The following is an 18,331-nucleotide window of genomic DNA, read 5'->3' on the forward strand; positions in this document are numbered from 1 at the left end:
ACTGCGTGGCGGATACCGTTTGGCACGATCTGGCCGTCGCCGGGGGCGGAACGCTGGCGATCGCCGCCGTACTGATCGTGGTCGGGCGGATGCTGCTGCGGCGGGGCGCTGGACCGCTGGTCACCCGTAAGATCCCGCACGCGTTGTGCGGGCTGTTCGCCGCCGCGGCCGCGTTCGAGCTGACCAACGGAGCGGTGGTGGCAGGTGTGCTGGCCGCCGCGACGGTGGCGTTGGCGTTCATCGTGGAGCGTGGCCTGGTTCCGGTGCCGGGGGTGTTCGACGGCACCCGCTCCCGCGACTACGGGCTGGTCGGGTTCGCCGGCGGGGCCTTGATCGCGGTGCTGGCATTCTGGCCGGATCGGGTCGCGATCGCGACCGGGGTGGTGGTGCTGGGGCTGGCCGATGCGGGTGCCGCCCTGGTCGGGGACCGGTTCGGCAGACACCGGGTGGCGTCCGGTGGCGGGGTGCGCTCCCTGGAGGGCTCGGTGGCGTTCGTGGCCATCGCGTTCGCCGTGTCATGGGTGTTTTGCCGGGTGGGTCTTGAACTGAATACGTTTATGGCGGTGGCGGTTTCGCTGTTCGTCGCGGTGTCAACGGCGGCCGTGGAGCTGCTGGTGGTGCCGGCGGCGGACAACCTGCTCATCACGCCGTGGGTGGCGCTGCTGTTGCACGTCGCGCGTGACCTGTCGACCGATGATGCGCTGCGCTGGCTGGCCGCGGTGGTATTCGGCTGCGCCATCGTGCCGTTCATGATCCGGATGCGCTGGCTGGATCTGCCCGGGGCACTCTGCGGCGGCCTGATCGCCGGCGTCGCCGTCGGCCTGGGCGGCTGGGCCTGGATCATCCCGGCCGCGGTGTTCTTCTCGCTGACCAGCGTCCTCACCGCCTACCGCCGGCCCGGCCGTGCCGCGGGCATGCGCGGTATCAGTCAGGTGGCGGTCAACGCGGGTCTTCCGGTGCTGGTACCGGTGATCGGGTTCGCGTTCACCCGCGACCCGCTGTGGTACGCGGTGTCCATCGGCGGTATCGCCGCCGGCATCGCCGATTCGTGGGCATCGGAGATCGGGCGGTTCTCCGGGCGCGAGCCGCTGTCGCTGCGGACGCGCGGCCGGGTTCCCAAGGGCACCTCCGGCGCGGTGTCACCGCTGGGTTCGGCCGCAACGGTGCTGGGCGCGTTGCTGGTGGGCGCGTTCGGCGCCCTGTTCGGCGGGCCGGTGATGGTGCCGGTCGGGTTGGCGGCCGGTATCGCCGGCTCGCTGGTGGACACCGTGATCGGCGCCACCGTGCAGACCCGCTTCCGCTGCGGATCCTGCGGGGCCACCGTGGAGGACGCGCTGCACTGCGGGCGCCCCACCGAGCCGTCCGCCGGGTGGCGGTGGGTGGGCAACGACGTCGTCAACGCCGGTGCGAACCTGACCGGAATGCTGGTCGGGTGCGGGGTTTTCGCGCTGATGCCCTGACCTCAAAACGCCGAGACTGTAGTTAGCGCGCAAAAGTACGAGATAGCTCCGCGCCAACCACAGCCTCGAGGTGACGGGTGACGTGGAACCAAGACCTCAGAAGTTGATCATGTGGCCGGTCAGGCCGTGGAAGCACTCCTGCAGCGCCTCGGACATGGTGGGGTGGGTGTGCACGTTGCGCGCCAGCTCGGCGGCGGTCAGGTCCCACTTCTGCGCCAGCGTGAGCTCCGGCAGCAGCTCGGAGACGTCGTGGCCGACCAGATGCCCGCCGAGCAGTTCACCGTAGCGGGCGTCGGCGATCAGCTTCACGAACCCGCTCGGGTCACCCGCCCCGTGCGCCTTGCCGTTGGCGGTGAAGGGGAACTTGGCCACTTTCACGTCATAGCCCTCGGCGCGAGCCTGCTCCTCGGTGAGGCCGAAGCTGGCCACCTGCGGCTGGCAGAAGGTGGCGCGCGGCATCATCCGGTAGTCACCCAGCGACATCGTCTCGGCGCCGCCGATGGTTTCGGCGGCCACCACGCCTTGCGCCTCAGCGACGTGCGCGAGCTGCAACAGGCCGGTGACGTCGCCGATGGCGTAGATGTGCGGCACCGAGGTCTGCATGTACTCCCCGACGCCGATGGCGCGCCGCTCAGTCAGCGCCACCCCGGCGGCCTCCAGCCCGTAGCCGTCGACGTTGGGCGCAAAACCGATGGCCTGCAACACCTTGTCGGCCCTGAGCTCCTCGCTCTGGCCGTCCTTGCTGACGGTGACGGTCACGGCGGAACCGTCATCGTTGATGGACTCGACCTTGGTGCCGGTGCGGATCTTCACGCCCAGCTTCTTGAACTGCTTCTCGACCTCCTTGGAGACGTCGGCGTCCTCGTTGGGCAGCGCTCGGGCCAGGAACTCCACCACGGTGACGTCCACGCCGTAGTTGGCCAGGATGTAGGAGAACTCCATGCCGATAGCCCCGCACCCGGCGATGATGATCGAGCCCGGCAGCTCCCGGCTTAAGATCAACTCCTCGTAGGTGACCACGTTGGCCGACAGCGAGGTGCCCGGCACCAGTCGCGTGCTGGACCCGGTGGCGATGATCGCGTTGTCGAAGGTGACGTTCTCGGTTCCGCCCTCGTTGAGCTCGACGGCCAGGGTGTTGGCGTCGGTGAACCGGCCGTAGCCGTGAATCTCGGTGATCTTGTTCTTCTTCATCAAGAAGTGCACCCCGGCTACCCTGCCCTCGGCGACCTTGCGGCTGCGGTCGAACGCCGCGCCGTAGTCGAAGGTGGCCTCGCCGCTGATCCCGAAGGTCTTGGCCTCGCGGTTGAAGATGTGTGCCAGTTCGGCGTTGCGCAGCAGCGCTTTCGACGGGATACAACCGACGTTCAGACAGACCCCGCCCCAGTATTTGGGTTCGACGATGGCGGTGTTCAAGCCCAGCTGGGCGGCGCGAATGGCCGCGACATAACCACCGGGGCCGGCTCCGAGGACTACGACGTCATAGTGGGTCACCCGCTCACCCTATCGTCGGCCGGCCAATCCGTTCAGTACGGGATGATTCCGCCGACGCAGCGCTCCACGTGCTGGCAGAAGTGATGGCCGTACAGCGGGGCCGCGGCGACGGCCGAGGCGAACACCGCCGTCATCAGCGCGAGCGCGACCGCCGACAACAGCGGCTTCTCCCCCACCATCGCCACGATCAGCCCGGCCACCACGCACCCGGCCGCATAGACCACCACGACGAACACCGCGGGGGTCTTGTCGGCCAGCGCATACCACCACGAGAACAGCCCCAGCCCGATGCCGGCCGCCGGGATCCAGACGCCCACCAGCACCAGCGCGAACTGCCACCACTTGAGAAAGCGGTACTGCCCCTCGACCACGACCGGCTTGGGCGGTTTGGCCGGGCCGGCCTTCGGCTCGGGCTCGTTCGGCTCCGGTTCCGGCCGGGCTTCGAGCCCCGGTTGTGGTTCGAGCTCGCCGGACGCCCCGGGCAGCGGCGCCGGATGCGGGCCGGTGTCGAAAATCGGCGCCATGTGCGGCTCGGTCATCGGCAGCGCCCCGGTGTCGGTGGTCTCAGACACCCGAGACCGCCTGGATCGCCGCCAGCGCCCCGAACCAGCCGAGGCCCAGCGCGAGGAGAAACGCACCCAGTCCGGTTACCCAGCGGCGCGACGCGGCGAACACCAGGACCAGCCCGGCGACGGTGGGCGCGATGAGCACCAGCGCGATCACGACGTCCGGGCGCAGCGGCGCGGTGACCAGCAATGTCGCCCCGATCCCGGCCAGCGCACCGGCGGTGGCTCCGACCAGCATGATGCTGCTCAACAACCAGGGGCGCGGCAGCGGAATCACACCAGCAGATTCTACGACCGCAATCCCGCTCAGCGCGGTAGCGACCCGGTGATCACCGGGACTTCCTCCAGCGCGGCGTTCTCGTCGTCGGTGAAGGCGCGCGCCCGGGACAGGAACCGCAGCCCCTCCGGCGCCTCCAGGCTGAAGCCGGCGCCGCGGCCGGGCACCACGTCGATGATCAGCTGGGTGTGCTTCCAGGCCCCGAATTGCGGCCCGGAGATCCACACCGGCACCTCGCCGCCGGCGACGTCGAGCACACCGAGCAGCACGTCATGGTCACCGACGATGAAGTCGCCGTCGGGGTAACACATCGGCGCCGAGCCGTCGCAGCAGCCGCCGGACTGATGGAACATCACCGGACCGTGCCGGGCCACCAGCCGTGCCAGCAGTGCGGCTGCCGCCTCGGTGATCCGCACCCGCTCCGGTGCGCCCATCAGGCCGGTGCCTCCATCAGTACGGGCCCATCAAAAAAGACCCTGCGCCTTCTCCGAGTAGGACACCAGCAGGTTCTTGGTCTGCTGGTAGTGATCGAGCACCATCTTGTGGTTCTCCCGGCCGATCCCGGACTGCTTGTAGCCGCCGAAGGCGGCGTGCGCGGGGTAGGCGTGGTAGCAGTTGACCCAGACCCGGCCGGCCTGAATGTCACGGCCGGCCCGGTAGGCGGTGTTACCGTCGCGGCTCCACACCCCGGCCGCCAGCCCGTAGAGGGTGTCGTTGGCCTGGGCGATGGCGTCGTCATAGTCGCTGAACGAGCCCACCGAGACCACCGGGCCGAAGATCTCCTCCTGGAAGATCCGCATCTTGTTGTGGCCGGCGAAGATCGTGGGCTGCACGTAGTAACCGCCGGACAGTTCCCCGCCCAGCTCGGCGCGTTCCCCGCCGGTGATGACCTTGGCGCCCTCACCCTTGCCGATCTCGATGTAGGACAGGATCTTCTCCAGCTGGTCATTGGAGGCCTGCGCGCCGACCATGGTGGCCGGATCCAGCGGGTCGCCCTGCCGGATCGCTTTGGTGCGGATCGCGGCCAACTCCAGGAACTCGTCGTAGATCTCGGCCTGAATCAGCGACCGCGACGGACAGGTGCACACCTCGCCCTGGTTGAGGGCGAACCCGGCGAATCCCTCCAGCGCCTTGTCCTGGAAGTCGTCGGCGGCGGCCAGCACGTCGGCGAAGAAGATGTTGGGGCTCTTGCCGCCCAGCTCCAAGGTGACCGGGATGATGTTGTGGCTGGCGTACTGCATGATCAGCCGCCCGGTGGTGGTCTCGCCGGTGAAGCCGATCTTGGCGATCCGGTTGCTCGATGCCAGCGGCTTGCCCGCTTCGACCCCGAAACCGTTGACCACGTTGAGCACCCCGGCCGGCAGCAGCTCACCGATCAGGCTCAGCAGGTACAGGATCGACGCCGGAGTCTGCTCGGCCGGTTTGAGCACCACGGCGTTGCCGGCCGCCAGTGCCGGGGCCAGTTTCCAGGCGGCCATCAACAACGGGAAGTTCCACGGGATGATCTGGCCCACCACCCCCAGCGGCTCGCGGAAGTGATAGGCCACGGTGTCGTCGTCGAGCTGGCTCAGCGCGCCCTCCTGGGTGCGGATCGCCGATGCGAAGTAGCGGAAATGATCGGCGGCCAGCGGGATGTCGGCGGCCAGCGCCTCCCGGATCGGCTTGCCGTTGTCCCACACCTCGGCGACCGCGAGCTGTTCGCGGTGCGCGTCGATGCGGTCGGCGATCGCGTTGAGCACCGCGGCCCGCTCGGTCGGGGACGTCTTGCCCCACGCCGGCGCCGCCGCATGCGCCGCATCCAAGGCCAGCTCGATGTCGGCCGCAGTCGAGCGCGGGACCTCGCAGAACACCTGACCGGTGACCGGGGTGATGTTCTCGAAATACTCACCACCGACCGGCGCCACCCACTGCCCGCCGATGAAGTTGCCGTAGCGGGACTCAAAGCTCATCAGCGCCGCCGCGCTGCCCGGACGTGCATAGACGGTCATCAGTACTTCCCTCTGCCTTGACGGTGTTGTGCACCTCACATTACCGCCGCGGTCACAATGGCGGTCATGGCTGACGACGCGACGACCGACCCGTACCTGTGGCTCGAAGACGTCACCGGTGACGATGCGCTGGACTGGGTGCGCGCCCACAACGCCCCGACCGTCGACGAGTTCGCGGGGGACGATTTCGAGGCGATGCGCACGGCGGCGCTGGAGGTGCTCGACACCGATGCCCGCATCCCGTACGTGCGGCGGCGCGGCGATCACCTCTACAACTTCTGGCGTGATGCCGCCAATCCGCGCGGACTGTGGCGGCGCACCACGCTGGACAGCTACCGCAGCAGCGCACCGGAGTGGGAGGTCATCATCGACGTCGACGAGTTGAGTCGAGTCGACGGCCGGAACTGGGTGTGGGGCGGCGCCAACGTCATCGAGCCCGAACTCACCCGGGCGCTGGTCTCGCTGTCCCCCGGCGGTTCGGATGCGGCGGTAGTGCGGGAATTCGACATGGCCGCCAGGGAATTCGTCCCCCCTGCTGCTGGCGGATTTGAGCTGCCCGAGGCCAAGTCGCGGATCGGCTGGGAGGACGAGGACACCGTGCTGGTGGGTACCGACTTCGGTGCGGATTCGCTAACCGACTCCGGATATCCGCGGATCGTCAAGCGGTGGCGTCGCGGCCAGCCGCTTGCCGACGCCGAGACGCTGTTCGCCGGCGAGGCGACCGATGTGGTGGTGGGCGCCGGACGCGATCGCACGCCGGGGTTCGAGCGGACCCTGGTCTCGCGGGCCATCGACTTCTTCAACGACGAGGTCTACGAGCTACGCGGCGTCCCCGGCGGTCAAGAGCTGATCCGCATCGACGCGCCCACCGACGCGTCGCTATCGGTGCATCGACAGTGGATCCTCATTGAGCTGCGCACCGACTGGGACACCGGCACCGCCTCGTATGCCGCGGGCTCGTTGCTGGCGGCCGACTACGACCAATTCTTGGCGGGCACAGCACAGTTGAGTGTGGTCTTCGAGCCCGACGCGCACACCGCGCTGCACCACTACGCCTGGACCCGTGACCGACTGGTGCTGGTCACGCTGCACGATGTGGCCAGCCGGGTGGAGGTGGTCAGCCCGGTTGATTGGCAGCGCCGCCCGGTTGCCGAGGTACCGGCCAACACCAACACGGTGATCGCGGCCGCCGACGACACCGGTGACGAGATCTTTTTGGACTCGAGCGGATTCGTTCACCCGTCGCGGTTGCTGCACGGCCCGGCGGACGGGCCGCTGACCGAGATCAAGTCCGCTCCGGCCTTTTTCGATGCCGGGGGACTGGAGGTCAGTCAGCACTTCGCCACGTCGAAGGACGGCACCGCGATCCCGTATTTCGTAGTCCGCCCGCAGGACGCGACGGGCCCGACACTGCTGGCCGGCTACGGCGGTTTCGAGGTGGCCCGCACCCCCGGCTACGACGGGGTGCTGGGCCGGCTGTGGCTGGCCCGCGGCGGCACCTACGTGCTGGCCAACATCCGCGGCGGCGGCGAATACGGGCCGGGCTGGCACACCCAGGCGATGCGGGAGGGCCGGCACCTGGTGGCCGAGGACTTCGCCGCGGTGGCAGCCGATCTGGTGGACCGCGGCATCACCACGGTGGCGCAGCTCGGCGCGGTCGGCGGCAGCAACGGCGGACTACTGATGGGTATCATGCTCACCGCCTATCCGCAGCAGTTCGGGGCGCTGGTCTGCCAGGTGCCGCTGCTGGATATGCGCCGCTACCACCTGCTGCTGGCCGGCGCCTCCTGGATGGCCGAGTACGGCGACCCGGATAACCCGGACGACTGGGCGTTCATCGGCGAATACTCGCCGTACCAGAACATTTCGGCAGAACCGAGCTATCCCCCGGTGCTGATCACCACCTCCACCCGCGATGACCGGGTGCATCCCGGTCATGCCCGCAAGATGACCGCGGCGCTGGAGAAGCTCGGCAAAAAGGTCTGGTACTACGAGAACATCGAGGGCGGTCACGGCGGGGCGGCCGACAACGCGCAGGCGGCGTTCAAGTCGGCGCTGAGCTTCTCGTTCCTGTGGCGGATGCTCGACGGACGGTGAACTCAGGACGACTTGCGCAGCCCGCCCGCGAGCGCAACAGCCACCCCGACCAGCACCATGACCGCGCCGGCGGCCAACGACACATTGAGCCACTGGTGCAGGCTGGCTTCGGCCACATCGGCCACCGCGTCGGCGATGCGGCGGATGTCGCCGGTCGCCTGGTTGAGCACCTGGTTCAGGTAGCGCCGCGCCACCTCGAGCCCCGACCAGCCCGCCGCGCCCACCAGCAGCCCCGACACGCCCAGGCTCGCCACCGCCCTGCCGCGATGCCGCGCCGCGGCGATCGTCAAGGCCGCACACAACCCGGTCAGCGCCACCAGCACCAAACTCAGCGACGGCCCCCACACCGCGAACCGGTGTAATCCGCCGGGCCGCGTCACCTCGGTGGACGTCGGCGTCAGCGGCACGGTCATCGACGCCGGCAGCGCGACGTTGTAGTCGTCCAACAGCTGCGCAAACGCCTTGTCCCGCAACATCGGCACCACGTCGATCTCCCACGGGCCGGTGTCATCGCCGCTGAGCAGCCAATCGTGCCCGTCGCGGTTGAGCTTCACGAACTGTGCCGGGAACGACCGGCCGGCGGTGTATTCGGCGGCCGCCTCTCGCACCGGGGCGGGGTTGATGGGGAAGCCTTGCGCACGGATCAGTCGAACCGCCTGGGAGCTGAGTTCGGCGGCGACCGCATCTTGCAGGGCCGGTTGGGCCGCGGCCCGCTGCGCCAGCCGCGCGTAGCCGTCGGCGTCGACGAGGTTGCACTGCGCCCAGGCCGTCGGCAGCGTCACCGCCAATGTCACCGTGGTCAGCAACCAGAACAGGGCGGCCGTCAGGAAGCGCACTATTTGGCCGTGCGGCGCGGGCGCGCCAGCGCCATCCGGGTCATCAACGCGTTCATCCGGGCCAGCGCCTTGAGCGAATTGTGGTAGTAGTTCCCGCCCGCACCGACGCTGGTGCGCGGCGACACGACCGCCTCCTGCCGGCAGAACTTGCGGATCCCGTCGAGGCCGCCGAACCGCGCACCGATACCCGAGGTCTTCCAGCCGCCCATCGGCGCCGTCGTGCACATCAGGTTGGCGATCACGTCGTTGATGTTCACCGCCCCGCAATCCAACTGGAGGGCAATGTCTTTGGCCCGTGACACATCGTCGGAGAACACCGAGGCACTCAGCCCGTAGGGGCTGTCGTTGGCAAGCCGGATGGCCTCCTCGACGCTGCCGACCTTCATGATCGGCAGCGTCGGCCCGAAGGTCTCCTCGGTCATGCAGGCCATCGAGTGGTCGACGTCGACCAACACGGTGGGCGGGTAGAAACTGCCCGCGCCGGCTGCGCGTTCACCGCCGGTCAGTGCGCGCGCTCCCGCGGCGAGTGCCTCTTTGACGTGGCGTTCGGTGACTGCCAATTGCTGATCGTTGATCAGGGCCCCGAAGTGGGTGCCCTCACCGGCGCCCAACTGCAGCGCCTGCACGTCGCGGACGACCGCGGCGACGAACTTGTCGTAGACCGGTTCGAGCACATACACCCGCTCGACCGAGACGCAGGTCTGTCCCGCGTTGAACATCGCCCCCCACACCGCGGCGTGTGCGGCTAGGTCGATGTCGGCGTCCTCGCACACGATCATCGGGTCTTTGCCACCCAGCTCGAGGCTGAACGGCACCAGGCGCTGCGCGGCCCGCTCGGCCACCTTGCGCCCGGTGGCCGTCGAACCGGTGAACTGCACGTAGTCGGAGTTGTCGATGACCGCTTCGGCCACTTCGCGCGCGCCCTGGACCACCGCGAACACGTCGGGGCCGCCGGCCTGCTGCCAGCCCTCGCGCAGCAACTCGGCGGTGAGCGGGGTCTGCTCGGACGGCTTGAGCAGCACCGCGCAACCGGCCGCCAGTGCACCGATCGCATCCATCAACGCGTTGGCGACCGGGTAGTTCCACGGCGCGATCACCCCGACCACCGGGCGCGGCCGGTAGTGCACCGCGATCTTCTTGATCGCCATCAGCGGCAGCGCTGCCGGCCGGGACTCCGGGGCCATCGCCTTGTCCATGACCTTGATGACGTAGGACAGGATCATGATCAGCAGCGGCACCTCTTGTGCGGCGTCGGTGCTGGACTTGCCGGTCTCGGCGATCAGCATCTTCTCGATCTCGTCCCGGTGCTCGCCGAGCCACACCGCGTACCGGGCCAGCACTTTGGCCCGGCCCTTGGCGCCGCGTCCCTCCCATTCGCGCTGGGCGGTACGCAGTCCGGCGGCGATCGCTTCGACGTCGGACGGATCGGTCCAGCGGACCTCACCGGCAGCCTCCCCGGTGGCGGGGTTGAGCACAGTGTCGGTGCCGGACAGGGCGGGGGCGGGCGTGGTGGCGGTCATGACGCCATGCTAGTCCCGGTTGTGATCCGGGTCGCACCCGCCTCGACAGGTGTCAAGTCCAGCCCGGTGCGGGCTCTTGCAAGCCCCGCAAGTAGGCCGCCTGCCCCAGGTGCTGGGCGCAGTCATCGAGGACGCTGACCAACCGCACCCCGGCGGTCACCGGCGGGTCCCAGTGCGTATCGACGACCCGGGCCAGCTCGTCGGCAGTGACGCCGTCGACGTAGCGCAGGGTCAGCTCATGCACCGCGCGGTAGTAGCCCGCCAGCAGCTGCGCCGGGGCGCGGACCTTGGCGACGTCGGCCGCACTGTGGCCGTACCCGCTGTCGTCGCGCGGCAGATCCAGTCCGAACCGGTCCACCCAACCGTCCCGGGTCCACACCTGTTCGACGCCGGCGACCTGGGCGACCTGGATGTCCTGCACCCGCGCGCTGTGCCAGAGCAACCAGGCGATGCTGTTGGCCTGCGGGGTCGGCTGGTAGGTGGCCACCGTATCGGTGAGCCCGTCGGTGAGTTCATCGGCGTGTTCGACCAGCCGGGTGAACGCGTCGCGCAGCAGACCCTGTAACGCGGCATCGGTCATGGCAGCCTCCGGGGTGTCGTCGGGTCCATCGATCCTCCCCGGCATTGCCAGACCTTGCCGGCATCACCAGCGCAGTAGCGCGGCAATGCCCGCAGCATCGCGCAGCTGCCCGTCGGCTGCTCCTTCGATGGGGTTGACCCGGGCCCCAGTCTGCAATGCTCGCTCCACCAGCCGCTCGGTCAACCGGGGCTCCGGTTCTCCCGGTCCGTCCGGGCCGACCTCGTCGCCACCGTAGAGAACCCCGTTGGCGCCCACCCTGCCGGTGTAACGGACTTCCGGGTCATAGATCAGGTGTGCGACTCGACCGGCGTTCAATGCCGCGGCCACCTCCGACAGCCCCAGCGCCACCGCATGTCCGGCTGCAGCGCCCTCGGCGACACTGTCCAGCAGTTGTCGTTCACGCTCGCCGTGCTGCTCGTGGGCCCAATCGGTCACCGCGGTCTGCAACGCAGCGGCATCGAGTCCACCCAGAACTCGGGAATCGACGAATATCCGGTCGTGCAGCGCTTGCGGAAACTTCGCGACGGCCGGCTCACTCCAGCGGTCCCCACCGCTGACGAGGATTCTCTCCCAGCCCCGCTCGGCGGCCAGCCGGGCAGCCACCGTCGTCACCTGATCCAGGAAACGGTGTGCGCGGTCCTGCTCGCGCGATTGCCGCTGTTCTCGCATCGGCGTGTTGAACTGCCCGTGCGGGCCGCCACCGATCTGCCCGGCACGCTCGTGCGGCGCCTGGATGTACTGCTGCTCGATCTGGCTCAGCAGCTCAAGAGTCCCGACGCGCCACTCGAGCAGTCGAGCCTCCTCGGCCGATACCAGGACCACACCCGCCGGCCGGCCTTCATCGATCACCTCGAGCAGCGGATGGATGAACGGGCGGTCGTCCAACACCACGCGACTGGCTATCGGCAGTGCGCTGTGCAGTTGCACCACCCAGTCATCTCCCAGTCCGGCGAACAGGATTCGGCTTCGGCCAGCGCCCGATGGGTCGGCCAGCTCGGCAATTCGCGGCCAGATTCGTTCCAACGCCGCGCCGGTCTGGCCGCTGTCATTGGACTCCGCGGCCACCCGGCGCTGCAATTCCCGGAAACGGTTCTTCAGATCGATGGCGGCGGCTTGCAGGTTCGGATCACCGCTCGGATCCGCGTTCACGCTGACCGACAGCACACCGAGTTTGTCGGTCCGCTGGGACAGCTCCCGGATACCGTCCGAGTCGAGACGCTCCATGGCGACCATCGGTTTGCCCCTCCATATCCCTTGCAGGCTTCAGGGTTGCTCCAACCACTCACTATAGCCACGCGCCAAGGCCGCAGACCCGGTCCGTTTTGCCGACCGATCACGCAAATGCCCTGGCATGAGGTACCGAAACGGTCGTAGATTGTGTAGATGACGCACGTCGCTGATCTCGTCATCCGCAACGGCACGATCGTCGACGGGCTGGGCGGCCCGACGTACGTCGGCGACGTTGCGGTCCGCGACGGACTCATCGTCGAGGTCGGCACCGTCAGCGGCGACACCGAGCACGTGATCGATGCGGCCGGGCTGCTGGTGACACCGGGTTTCGTCGACCTGCACACCCACTACGACGGGCAGTCGATCTGGTCGGATCGGCTCAATCCCTCGTCGTCACACGGCGTGACGACGGCGCTGATGGGTAACTGCGGGGTGGGTTTCGCGCCGTGCCGGATCGCCGACCACGAGGTGCTGGTCGACGTGATGGCCGGCGTCGAGGACATCCCCGGCGTGGTGATGACCGACGGTCTGCCGTGGACGTGGGAGACCTTCCCGCAGTTCATGGATGCCGTCGATTCGCGGCAGCGGGACATCGATGTGGCGGCGTTTCTGCCCCATTCGCCGCTGCGGGTCTACGTGATGGGACAGCGCGGCGTCGACCGCGAACCGGCCACACCGGCGGATCTGGCGCGGATGCGCGAACTCGCGCAAGAGGCCGCCGAGGCGGGGGCGCTGGGATTCTCGTCGTCGCGGCTGGTCACCCATCGCACCCGGACCGGCTCCCAGATCCCCAGCTACGACGCCGCTTACGACGAGATCCTGGAGATCGGCCGCGGCATCGCCGATGGCGGCGGCGGCCTGATCCAGTTCGTCCCCGACCTGCCCGATGGCGCGTATCAGCCGGTGCTGCAGCAGGTTTTCGACGCGGCGACCGATGCGGGTCTGCCGGTCACCTTCACACTGTTGATCGGCAACGCCGGTGAACCGGTCTGGCAGGACGCCCTCACCATGGTGGAGAAGGCCAACGGTTCCGGCGCTGAGATCACCGCGCAGGTCTTCCCGCGACCGATCGGACTCATGGTCGGACTCGATTTGAGCATCAACCCGTTCGTGCTGTACCCCAGCTACCGGGAGATCGCCGGGCTGCCGTTGCCGGAGCGGGTCGCTCAGATGCGCAAACCAGATGTCCGGCAGCGGATTCTGGCCGATCGGGCCAGCATCGTGCCGGCGAACCCGATCGCCTACCTCGCCCAGTCGTGGGAGTGGACGTACCCGCTCGGCGATGACGCCGATTACGAACCGGATCCCTCGAAGAGCATCGCGGCACGGGCGCGCGCCCGCGGCGTCTCCCCGGTCGAGGAGGCCTACGACCGGTTGCTTGACGACGACGGGCACGCGATCCTGCTGGACGCGCTGGCGAACTTTCGGGACAACTCGCTGGACACCGTGGGCGCCCTGATGCATCGCGAGGACGTGGTGCTGGGGCTGGGCGACGGTGGCGCACACTACGGAATGATTTGCGACTCAAGCTTTCCCACCTATGTGTTGACCCATTGGGCACGTGATCGCGCGGCCGGTCGGCTCAGCATCGAAGCGGCCATCCGCGAACTGACGTCGACGCCGGCCCGCATCGCCGGTCTCGGGGACCGGGGGCGGATCGCAGTGGGCTACAAGGCGGACCTCAACGTGATCGATCACCAGAACCTACGGCTGCACAAGCCGGTCATCACCTACGACCTGCCCGCCGGCGGACGTCGGCTCGACCAGACCGCCGACGGCTACGTGGCGACGATCGTCGCCGGTGAGATCATCGCCGAACACGGCAAGCCCACTGCGGCCCGGCCCGGCAGGCTGGTGCGCGGCCGTCAGCCGGCGCCGGCGTAGCGTTGTCGGATGTGACGGAGCACCCGGAGCCCAAATACACTCACGGCCACCATGAGTCGGTGCTGCGCGCCCACCGTGCCCGCACGGCGCAGAACTCCGCGGCCTATCTGTTGGGATCGCTGATGCCGGGCCTGCGGTTGCTGGATGTGGGCTGCGGCCCGGGCACCATCACGGCGGATCTGGCCGGCATCGTGGCGCCGGGCCGGGTGACGGCCATCGAGCCGGTGCCCGAGGCGCTGGAGCTGGCCCGCACCTGCGCTCGAGAGCGGGGGCAGCACAATATCGACTTCGTGGTCGCCGACGTGCACGCGTTGCAGTTCGGCGACAACAGCTTTGATGTGGTGCATGCCCATCAGGTGCTGCAACACGTCGCCGACCCGGTGACCGCGCTGACCGAGATGCGCCGGGTCTGCAAGCCCGGCGGGATGGTGGCCGCGCGCGACAGCGACTACGCGGCGTTCACCTGGTATCCGGCGTCAGCGGAGTTGGACGACTGGCTGCGGCTCTACCGTGATGCCGCGCGGGCCAACGGCGGCGAGCCCGACGCCGGCCGGCGCCTGCTGGCCTGGGCGCACGCGGCCGGATTCAGCGACGTCACCCCGTCGGCCAGCGCCACCTGTTATGCCACCCCGGCCGAGCGGCAGCATTGGGGCGGCATGTGGGCCGATCGGATCCTGCACTCCGCCATCGCCGAGCAGCTGCTGAACAGTGGTGCCGCCGATCAGGCCAAGCTGCAGGCGATTTCGCGGGCATGGCGGGACTGGGCCGGCCACCCGGACGGCTGGCTGACGATCCCGCACAGCCAGATTCTGTGTCGGGTGTGACGACTCAGAGCAGTCGTTGTGTCGGGGTGGACTTGACCACCAGCGCCGGGTCGCTGGTCACCGCGTCGCCGAGCACCTCGTCGACGCGGGACAGCAGCTCGGCGGGAATCCGCACCCCGGACGCCTTGACGTTCTCGGTCACCTGCTCCGGGCGCGACGCCCCGACCAGCGCCGCGGCGACGTTGTCGTTCTGCAGCACCCAGGCGATCGCCAACTGCGCCGTCGTTAGGTTCAGTTCCTCGGCGATCGGACGCAACTGCTGTACCCGGGTCAGCACGTCCTCGGTCATGAAGCGTTTGACGAAGTCCGCCCCACCCTTCTCGTCGGTGGCGCGTGAACCGGCCGGCGGGGGCTGACCGGGCAGGTACTTGCCCGACAACACGCCCTGGGCCATCGGCGACCAGACGATCTGGCTCAGGCCCAGCTCCCGGCAGACCGGAACCACCTCGGGCTCGATGATCCGCCACAGCATGGAGTACTGCGGCTGGCTGGAGATCAGTGAGATCCCGAGCTGGCGGGCCAGCCCGTGGGCTTGGCGGATCTGGTCGGGTGTCCACTCACTGACCCCGACGTAGAGCGCCTTGCCGGCCCGCACGATGTCGGCGAACGCCTGCATCGTCTCCTCCAACGGTGTGAAGGAGTCATAGCGGTGCGCCTGATACAGGTCGACGTAGTCGGTGCCCAGCCGGCGCAGCGATCCGTCGATGGCCTCCATCATGTGTTTACGGGACAGTCCGGTGTCGTTCTTGCCCAGTGGCGCTTGGCCGACCGGCCAGTAGACCTTGGTGAAGATCTCCAGCGATTCACGCCGACGGCCTTTCAGTGCCGCGCCGAGTACTTCTTCGGCACGGCCGTTGGCGTAGACGTCGGCGGTGTCGAAGGTGGTGATGCCGGCATCCAGCGCGGCATGCACACACGCGGTGGCGACATCGTTCTCGACTTGCGAGCCGTGGGTGAGCCAGTTGCCGTAGGTGATCTCGGAGATCTGCAGGCCGGAGTTGCCCAGGTAGCGAAATTCCATACCGTCATCTTGGCCGAGATCACCCGGATTGTCTGCCGCCGGATCGACAATCAGCCGGACGGCACTGACGCCTGGTCGAATCGCTTGACCCTCGCGGGGCCATGCCTGCCCTCCCTTCATCCGATCCCGGTTCGGTCCCGTCCACTGTGTCCGGCCGGGCGACACGCAGCATCCCTGGGACGACTACCGATTCCGGGGCGGCTTGAGGGTTCCGACTACCCGGGCGGGGTGGCGACTACCCAACCCCGGCTGAGTTGGTAGTCGCTGCCGCGGACTCCAACCGCTTTCGGGAGCCGTCGAATCTGCGCAGCGCCCTATGCTCGACACCATGGCCAAGCCCGTCGACCTCGCCCGCCTCGGCGAATTGCTGCCCGGCTACCGCTACGCGTTCCTGGTCACCGTCGGCGACGACTACCGGGTGCGCACCACCACGATCACCCCGACCTTTGATGGCGCCCGGGTGGCTGTCGGCCCGGTTGGCCGCCACGGCCGGGAGAACATGGCGGCCCGGGACGCGGTCACCCTGGTCTGGCCGGCGCGCCAGGTCGGCGAGTACTCGCTAGTCGTCGACGGCCAGGCCGAGGTGCCCGACGATCCGGCCGGTCCGGTGCTGGTGACACCGACCAAGGCCCTGCTGCACCGGCCGGTGTTCGAGAACGGCCGGGCGGTCGGCACCGTCCACGACTGCGTGCAGCTCAAAGCAGACTAGGCTGGTAATTCATGACCTCCAACGTGGATTTCGACCGGCTCGCCGAGAAACTGGTGGGCTACGACTACGCCTATCTGATCACTGTCGACACCGAGAACCGCCCACACCCGGTACCGGTGATGCCGACGCTTGACGGCGAGACCGTGCGCATCGGCGCACTCGGCGGCCGGCGCAGCCGGGCGAACCTGGCGCGCAGCAGCGACGTGACGGTGATGTGGCCACCGCCGGCCCCGGGCGGCTACACCGTGATCGTCGACGGCACTGCCGAGGTCTCCGATGCCGGCGAGCTGGCCAGTGTAGCGATCACCCCCAGCCGGGCGGTGCTGATTCGGGTCGCGACTCCGCAATCCCCGGGCGAAACCCCTTGCTACAGCGACTGTGTCGACTTGAAGCTCACTGCGCAGGGAGCCTGAGCGGCCGGCCGGCCACCATCAGCACCACGTCGTCGGCTTCGGCGGCGATCCGCGCATTGAGCACCCCCAGCAGGTCGCGGAACAACCGCCCCGAGGCGGTGGCCGGCACCACGCCGCTGCCGACCTCGTTGCTGACCGCCACCGCCCGCACCGGGCAGGCCCGCCAGGCGGTCACCAGCTCGTCGATATCGGCGTGTACGCCGTCGAGCACGCCGGAGTCCCAGGCTCGGTGCAGGTCCATCCGGGCGGTCAGCCAGGTGCCCAAACAGTCCAGCAGTAAAGGGGTTTCGGCGGTGCGCAGCGCCTCGGCGACATCACTGGTCTCCACCGTCTGCCAGGATGCCGGCCGCCGGGACCGGTGCAGCCGAACCCGTTCCGCCCACTCGGGATCACCTTCTCGCACCCCACCGGTGGCCAGGTAGGTCACCGCCGGCTCGGCGGCCAACAGCGCCTCGGCGTGGGCGGACTTACCCGACCGCGCCCCGCCCAACACCAGGATGCGCGACGAGGAACCGGCTGCACCCACTCGCACCACCTCACCATCGCGTCCCGGTCGCGCGCCGGAATTCGACAGTACCGCGGTCAGTTCCAGCTCGATCGGATTGTGGTGGCTCAGGTGCACGGCGATCACGTCGGTGGTGTCGGTGATCGCGCCGGAGTCCCGCAGCTGGCGGATGGTGGCCGCGAACGCGGGCAGATCGTGGTGTTCGGTGCCGTGCGCGGTGTGGTGACCGAACGTCTGCTCCAGGAAGACCGCATCAAAGGCAGCGCCGGTGACTGCGGCCTGTGTCTTGGCCGGCAGCGGGCCGGTGTCGGAGGACCAGAAGATCCGACCGCCAACGGATTCCAGGTCGTAGAGCACCGCGTCGCCGCCGAGGTCAGTCCCGTGCGCGGCGGCCAGCACCCGAACCCGATAGTCCCCGAGATCCACGTCGTCACCCGGTGCCACCTCGACGAAGCGGACCGGGTCGTCGGGGCCCACCCAGTCCCGGCACTGCTCGAGGGCACTGGCCGGTCCGACCACGTCCAGGGGCGCATCCGTCCCCGTCCAGTGCCGCATCAACAGCGCCATCGGCCCGACGTGGTCCCAGTGGCCGTGGGTGAACAGGATGTGGCGCACCGAAGCCAGCGATCGGCCCAAGCGGGCGGCGGCCCGCGGCGCCTCCGGCCCGCAGTCCAGCAGCAAGACGTCGTCGACCAGCGCGGCGGTCTGCCCACGAACCACGGTCGCCGATCGACAGGAGGCGCAGCGGCAGAACGGATTCGGCCAGCCGTCGGCGCTGCCGGTGCCCAGCAGCAGGATTTCCATCTCGCCATCCTCGCTGACGCTGAGCTCAGGGCGCACCTCACTCGCACTTTTGCGCCATGAGCGCAGCGTCAACATGGACGAAGGCCCGGCCTCCCGAAGGGGACCGGGCCTCGTCGTGCAACCAGA

Annotated in this window: 16 protein-coding genes and 1 pseudogene; 6 read left to right on the plus strand and 11 right to left on the minus strand. The window is 68.7% G+C overall.

The window, feature by feature from the left end; genetic code table 11:
• The first annotated feature begins 5 nt into the window (after positions 1-5).
• Positions 6-1,460, plus strand: a complete 1,455-nt coding sequence (locus tag ACAG20_RS14370) for a DUF92 domain-containing protein (RefSeq protein WP_370493018.1) — start codon at positions 6-8, stop codon at positions 1,458-1,460.
• A 96-nt stretch (positions 1,461-1,556) separates the two neighbouring features.
• Here the strand turns inward: ACAG20_RS14370 and lpdA are convergent, their stop codons facing one another.
• The 5 genes and pseudogenes from lpdA to ACAG20_RS14395 form a co-directional block, all read right to left on the minus strand.
• Positions 1,557-2,951, minus strand: coding sequence for a dihydrolipoyl dehydrogenase (gene lpdA / locus ACAG20_RS14375; RefSeq protein WP_370493019.1), 1,395 nt, complete (start codon positions 2,949-2,951; stop codon positions 1,557-1,559).
• A 32-nt stretch (positions 2,952-2,983) separates the two neighbouring features.
• Positions 2,984-3,523 carry a hypothetical protein gene (locus tag ACAG20_RS14380; RefSeq protein ID WP_370493020.1) on the minus strand — a complete coding sequence of 180 codons (540 nt, stop codon included), beginning with the start codon at positions 3,521-3,523 and terminating at the stop codon, positions 2,984-2,986.
• A complete protein-coding gene (locus tag ACAG20_RS14385) occupies positions 3,516-3,794 on the minus strand; it encodes a putative holin (RefSeq protein ID WP_370493021.1) in 279 nt (92 codons plus the stop codon). The genes ACAG20_RS14380 and ACAG20_RS14385 overlap by 8 nt, the downstream gene beginning before the upstream one ends.
• A 41-nt stretch (positions 3,795-3,835) precedes the next feature.
• Positions 3,836-4,228 (minus strand): annotated as a pseudogene (locus ACAG20_RS14390) (DUF779 domain-containing protein); the annotation flags it as partial.
• Positions 4,229-4,258: 30 nt separating this feature from the next.
• Positions 4,259-5,782 carry an aldehyde dehydrogenase family protein gene (locus tag ACAG20_RS14395; protein ID WP_370493022.1) on the minus strand — a complete coding sequence of 508 codons (1,524 nt, stop codon included), beginning with the start codon at positions 5,780-5,782 and terminating at the stop codon, positions 4,259-4,261.
• A 57-nt stretch (positions 5,783-5,839) separates the two neighbouring features.
• Here ACAG20_RS14395 and ACAG20_RS14400 point away from each other — a divergent pair, with 57 nt between their 5' ends.
• Positions 5,840-7,879, plus strand: a complete 2,040-nt coding sequence (locus ACAG20_RS14400; protein ID WP_370493023.1) for a prolyl oligopeptidase family protein — start codon at positions 5,840-5,842, stop codon at positions 7,877-7,879.
• Between the two features lie 2 nt (positions 7,880-7,881).
• Here the strand turns inward: ACAG20_RS14400 and ACAG20_RS14405 are convergent, their stop codons facing one another.
• From ACAG20_RS14405 to ACAG20_RS14420, 4 genes are read right to left on the minus strand one after another with little or no spacing between them, the layout of a single operon-like run.
• Positions 7,882-8,715, minus strand: coding sequence for a hypothetical protein (locus ACAG20_RS14405; protein WP_370493024.1), 834 nt, complete (start codon positions 8,713-8,715; stop codon positions 7,882-7,884).
• Positions 8,715-10,235 (minus strand): aldehyde dehydrogenase family protein, encoded by a 1,521-nt coding sequence (locus ACAG20_RS14410; RefSeq protein WP_370493025.1) that lies wholly within the window; start codon positions 10,233-10,235, stop codon positions 8,715-8,717. The genes ACAG20_RS14405 and ACAG20_RS14410 overlap by 1 nt, the downstream gene beginning before the upstream one ends.
• Positions 10,236-10,287: 52 nt before the next feature.
• Positions 10,288-10,860, minus strand: a complete 573-nt coding sequence (locus ACAG20_RS14415; RefSeq protein ID WP_370493026.1) for a mycothiol transferase — start codon at positions 10,858-10,860, stop codon at positions 10,288-10,290.
• 18 nt (positions 10,861-10,878) lie between these two features.
• On the minus strand, positions 10,879-12,048 hold the full coding sequence (locus ACAG20_RS14420) for a hypothetical protein (RefSeq protein ID WP_370493027.1): 1,170 nt from the start codon (positions 12,046-12,048) through the stop codon (positions 10,879-10,881).
• 150 nt (positions 12,049-12,198) lie between these two features.
• Between ACAG20_RS14420 and ACAG20_RS14425 the strand changes: the two genes are divergently transcribed.
• Positions 12,199-13,929, plus strand: coding sequence for an amidohydrolase family protein (locus tag ACAG20_RS14425; RefSeq protein WP_370493028.1), 1,731 nt, complete (start codon positions 12,199-12,201; stop codon positions 13,927-13,929).
• Between the two features lie 11 nt (positions 13,930-13,940).
• Entirely contained in the window at positions 13,941-14,753 is an 813-nt protein-coding gene (locus ACAG20_RS14430) for a class I SAM-dependent methyltransferase (RefSeq protein WP_370493029.1), read from the plus strand.
• Between the two features lie 4 nt (positions 14,754-14,757).
• Here ACAG20_RS14430 and ACAG20_RS14435 read toward each other — a convergent pair whose 3' ends face one another.
• Positions 14,758-15,774, minus strand: a complete 1,017-nt coding sequence (locus tag ACAG20_RS14435; protein ID WP_370493030.1) for an aldo/keto reductase family protein — start codon at positions 15,772-15,774, stop codon at positions 14,758-14,760.
• 328 nt (positions 15,775-16,102) lie between these two features.
• Here ACAG20_RS14435 and ACAG20_RS14440 point away from each other — a divergent pair, with 328 nt between their 5' ends.
• Together ACAG20_RS14440 and ACAG20_RS14445 are read left to right on the plus strand one after the other, a co-directional pair.
• Positions 16,103-16,483: a hypothetical protein gene (locus tag ACAG20_RS14440; RefSeq protein ID WP_370493031.1), complete on the plus strand. Its 381-nt coding sequence runs from the start codon at positions 16,103-16,105 to the stop codon at positions 16,481-16,483.
• Positions 16,484-16,494: 11 nt separating this feature from the next.
• Positions 16,495-16,896 (plus strand): pyridoxamine 5'-phosphate oxidase family protein, encoded by a 402-nt coding sequence (locus ACAG20_RS14445; RefSeq protein ID WP_370493032.1) that lies wholly within the window; start codon positions 16,495-16,497, stop codon positions 16,894-16,896.
• On the opposite strand, the gene ACAG20_RS14450 is transcribed toward ACAG20_RS14445, so the two are convergent.
• Positions 16,877-18,205, minus strand: a complete 1,329-nt coding sequence (locus ACAG20_RS14450) for a bifunctional adenosylcobinamide kinase/adenosylcobinamide-phosphate guanylyltransferase (protein ID WP_370493121.1) — start codon at positions 18,203-18,205, stop codon at positions 16,877-16,879. The two genes, ACAG20_RS14445 and ACAG20_RS14450, sit on opposite strands and share 20 nt — an antisense overlap.
• Positions 18,206-18,331: the final 126 nt, after the last annotated feature.

Source organism: Mycobacterium sp. pW045 (assembly GCF_041287085.1).
GTDB lineage: Bacteria > Actinomycetota > Actinomycetes > Mycobacteriales > Mycobacteriaceae > Mycobacterium > Mycobacterium algericum_A.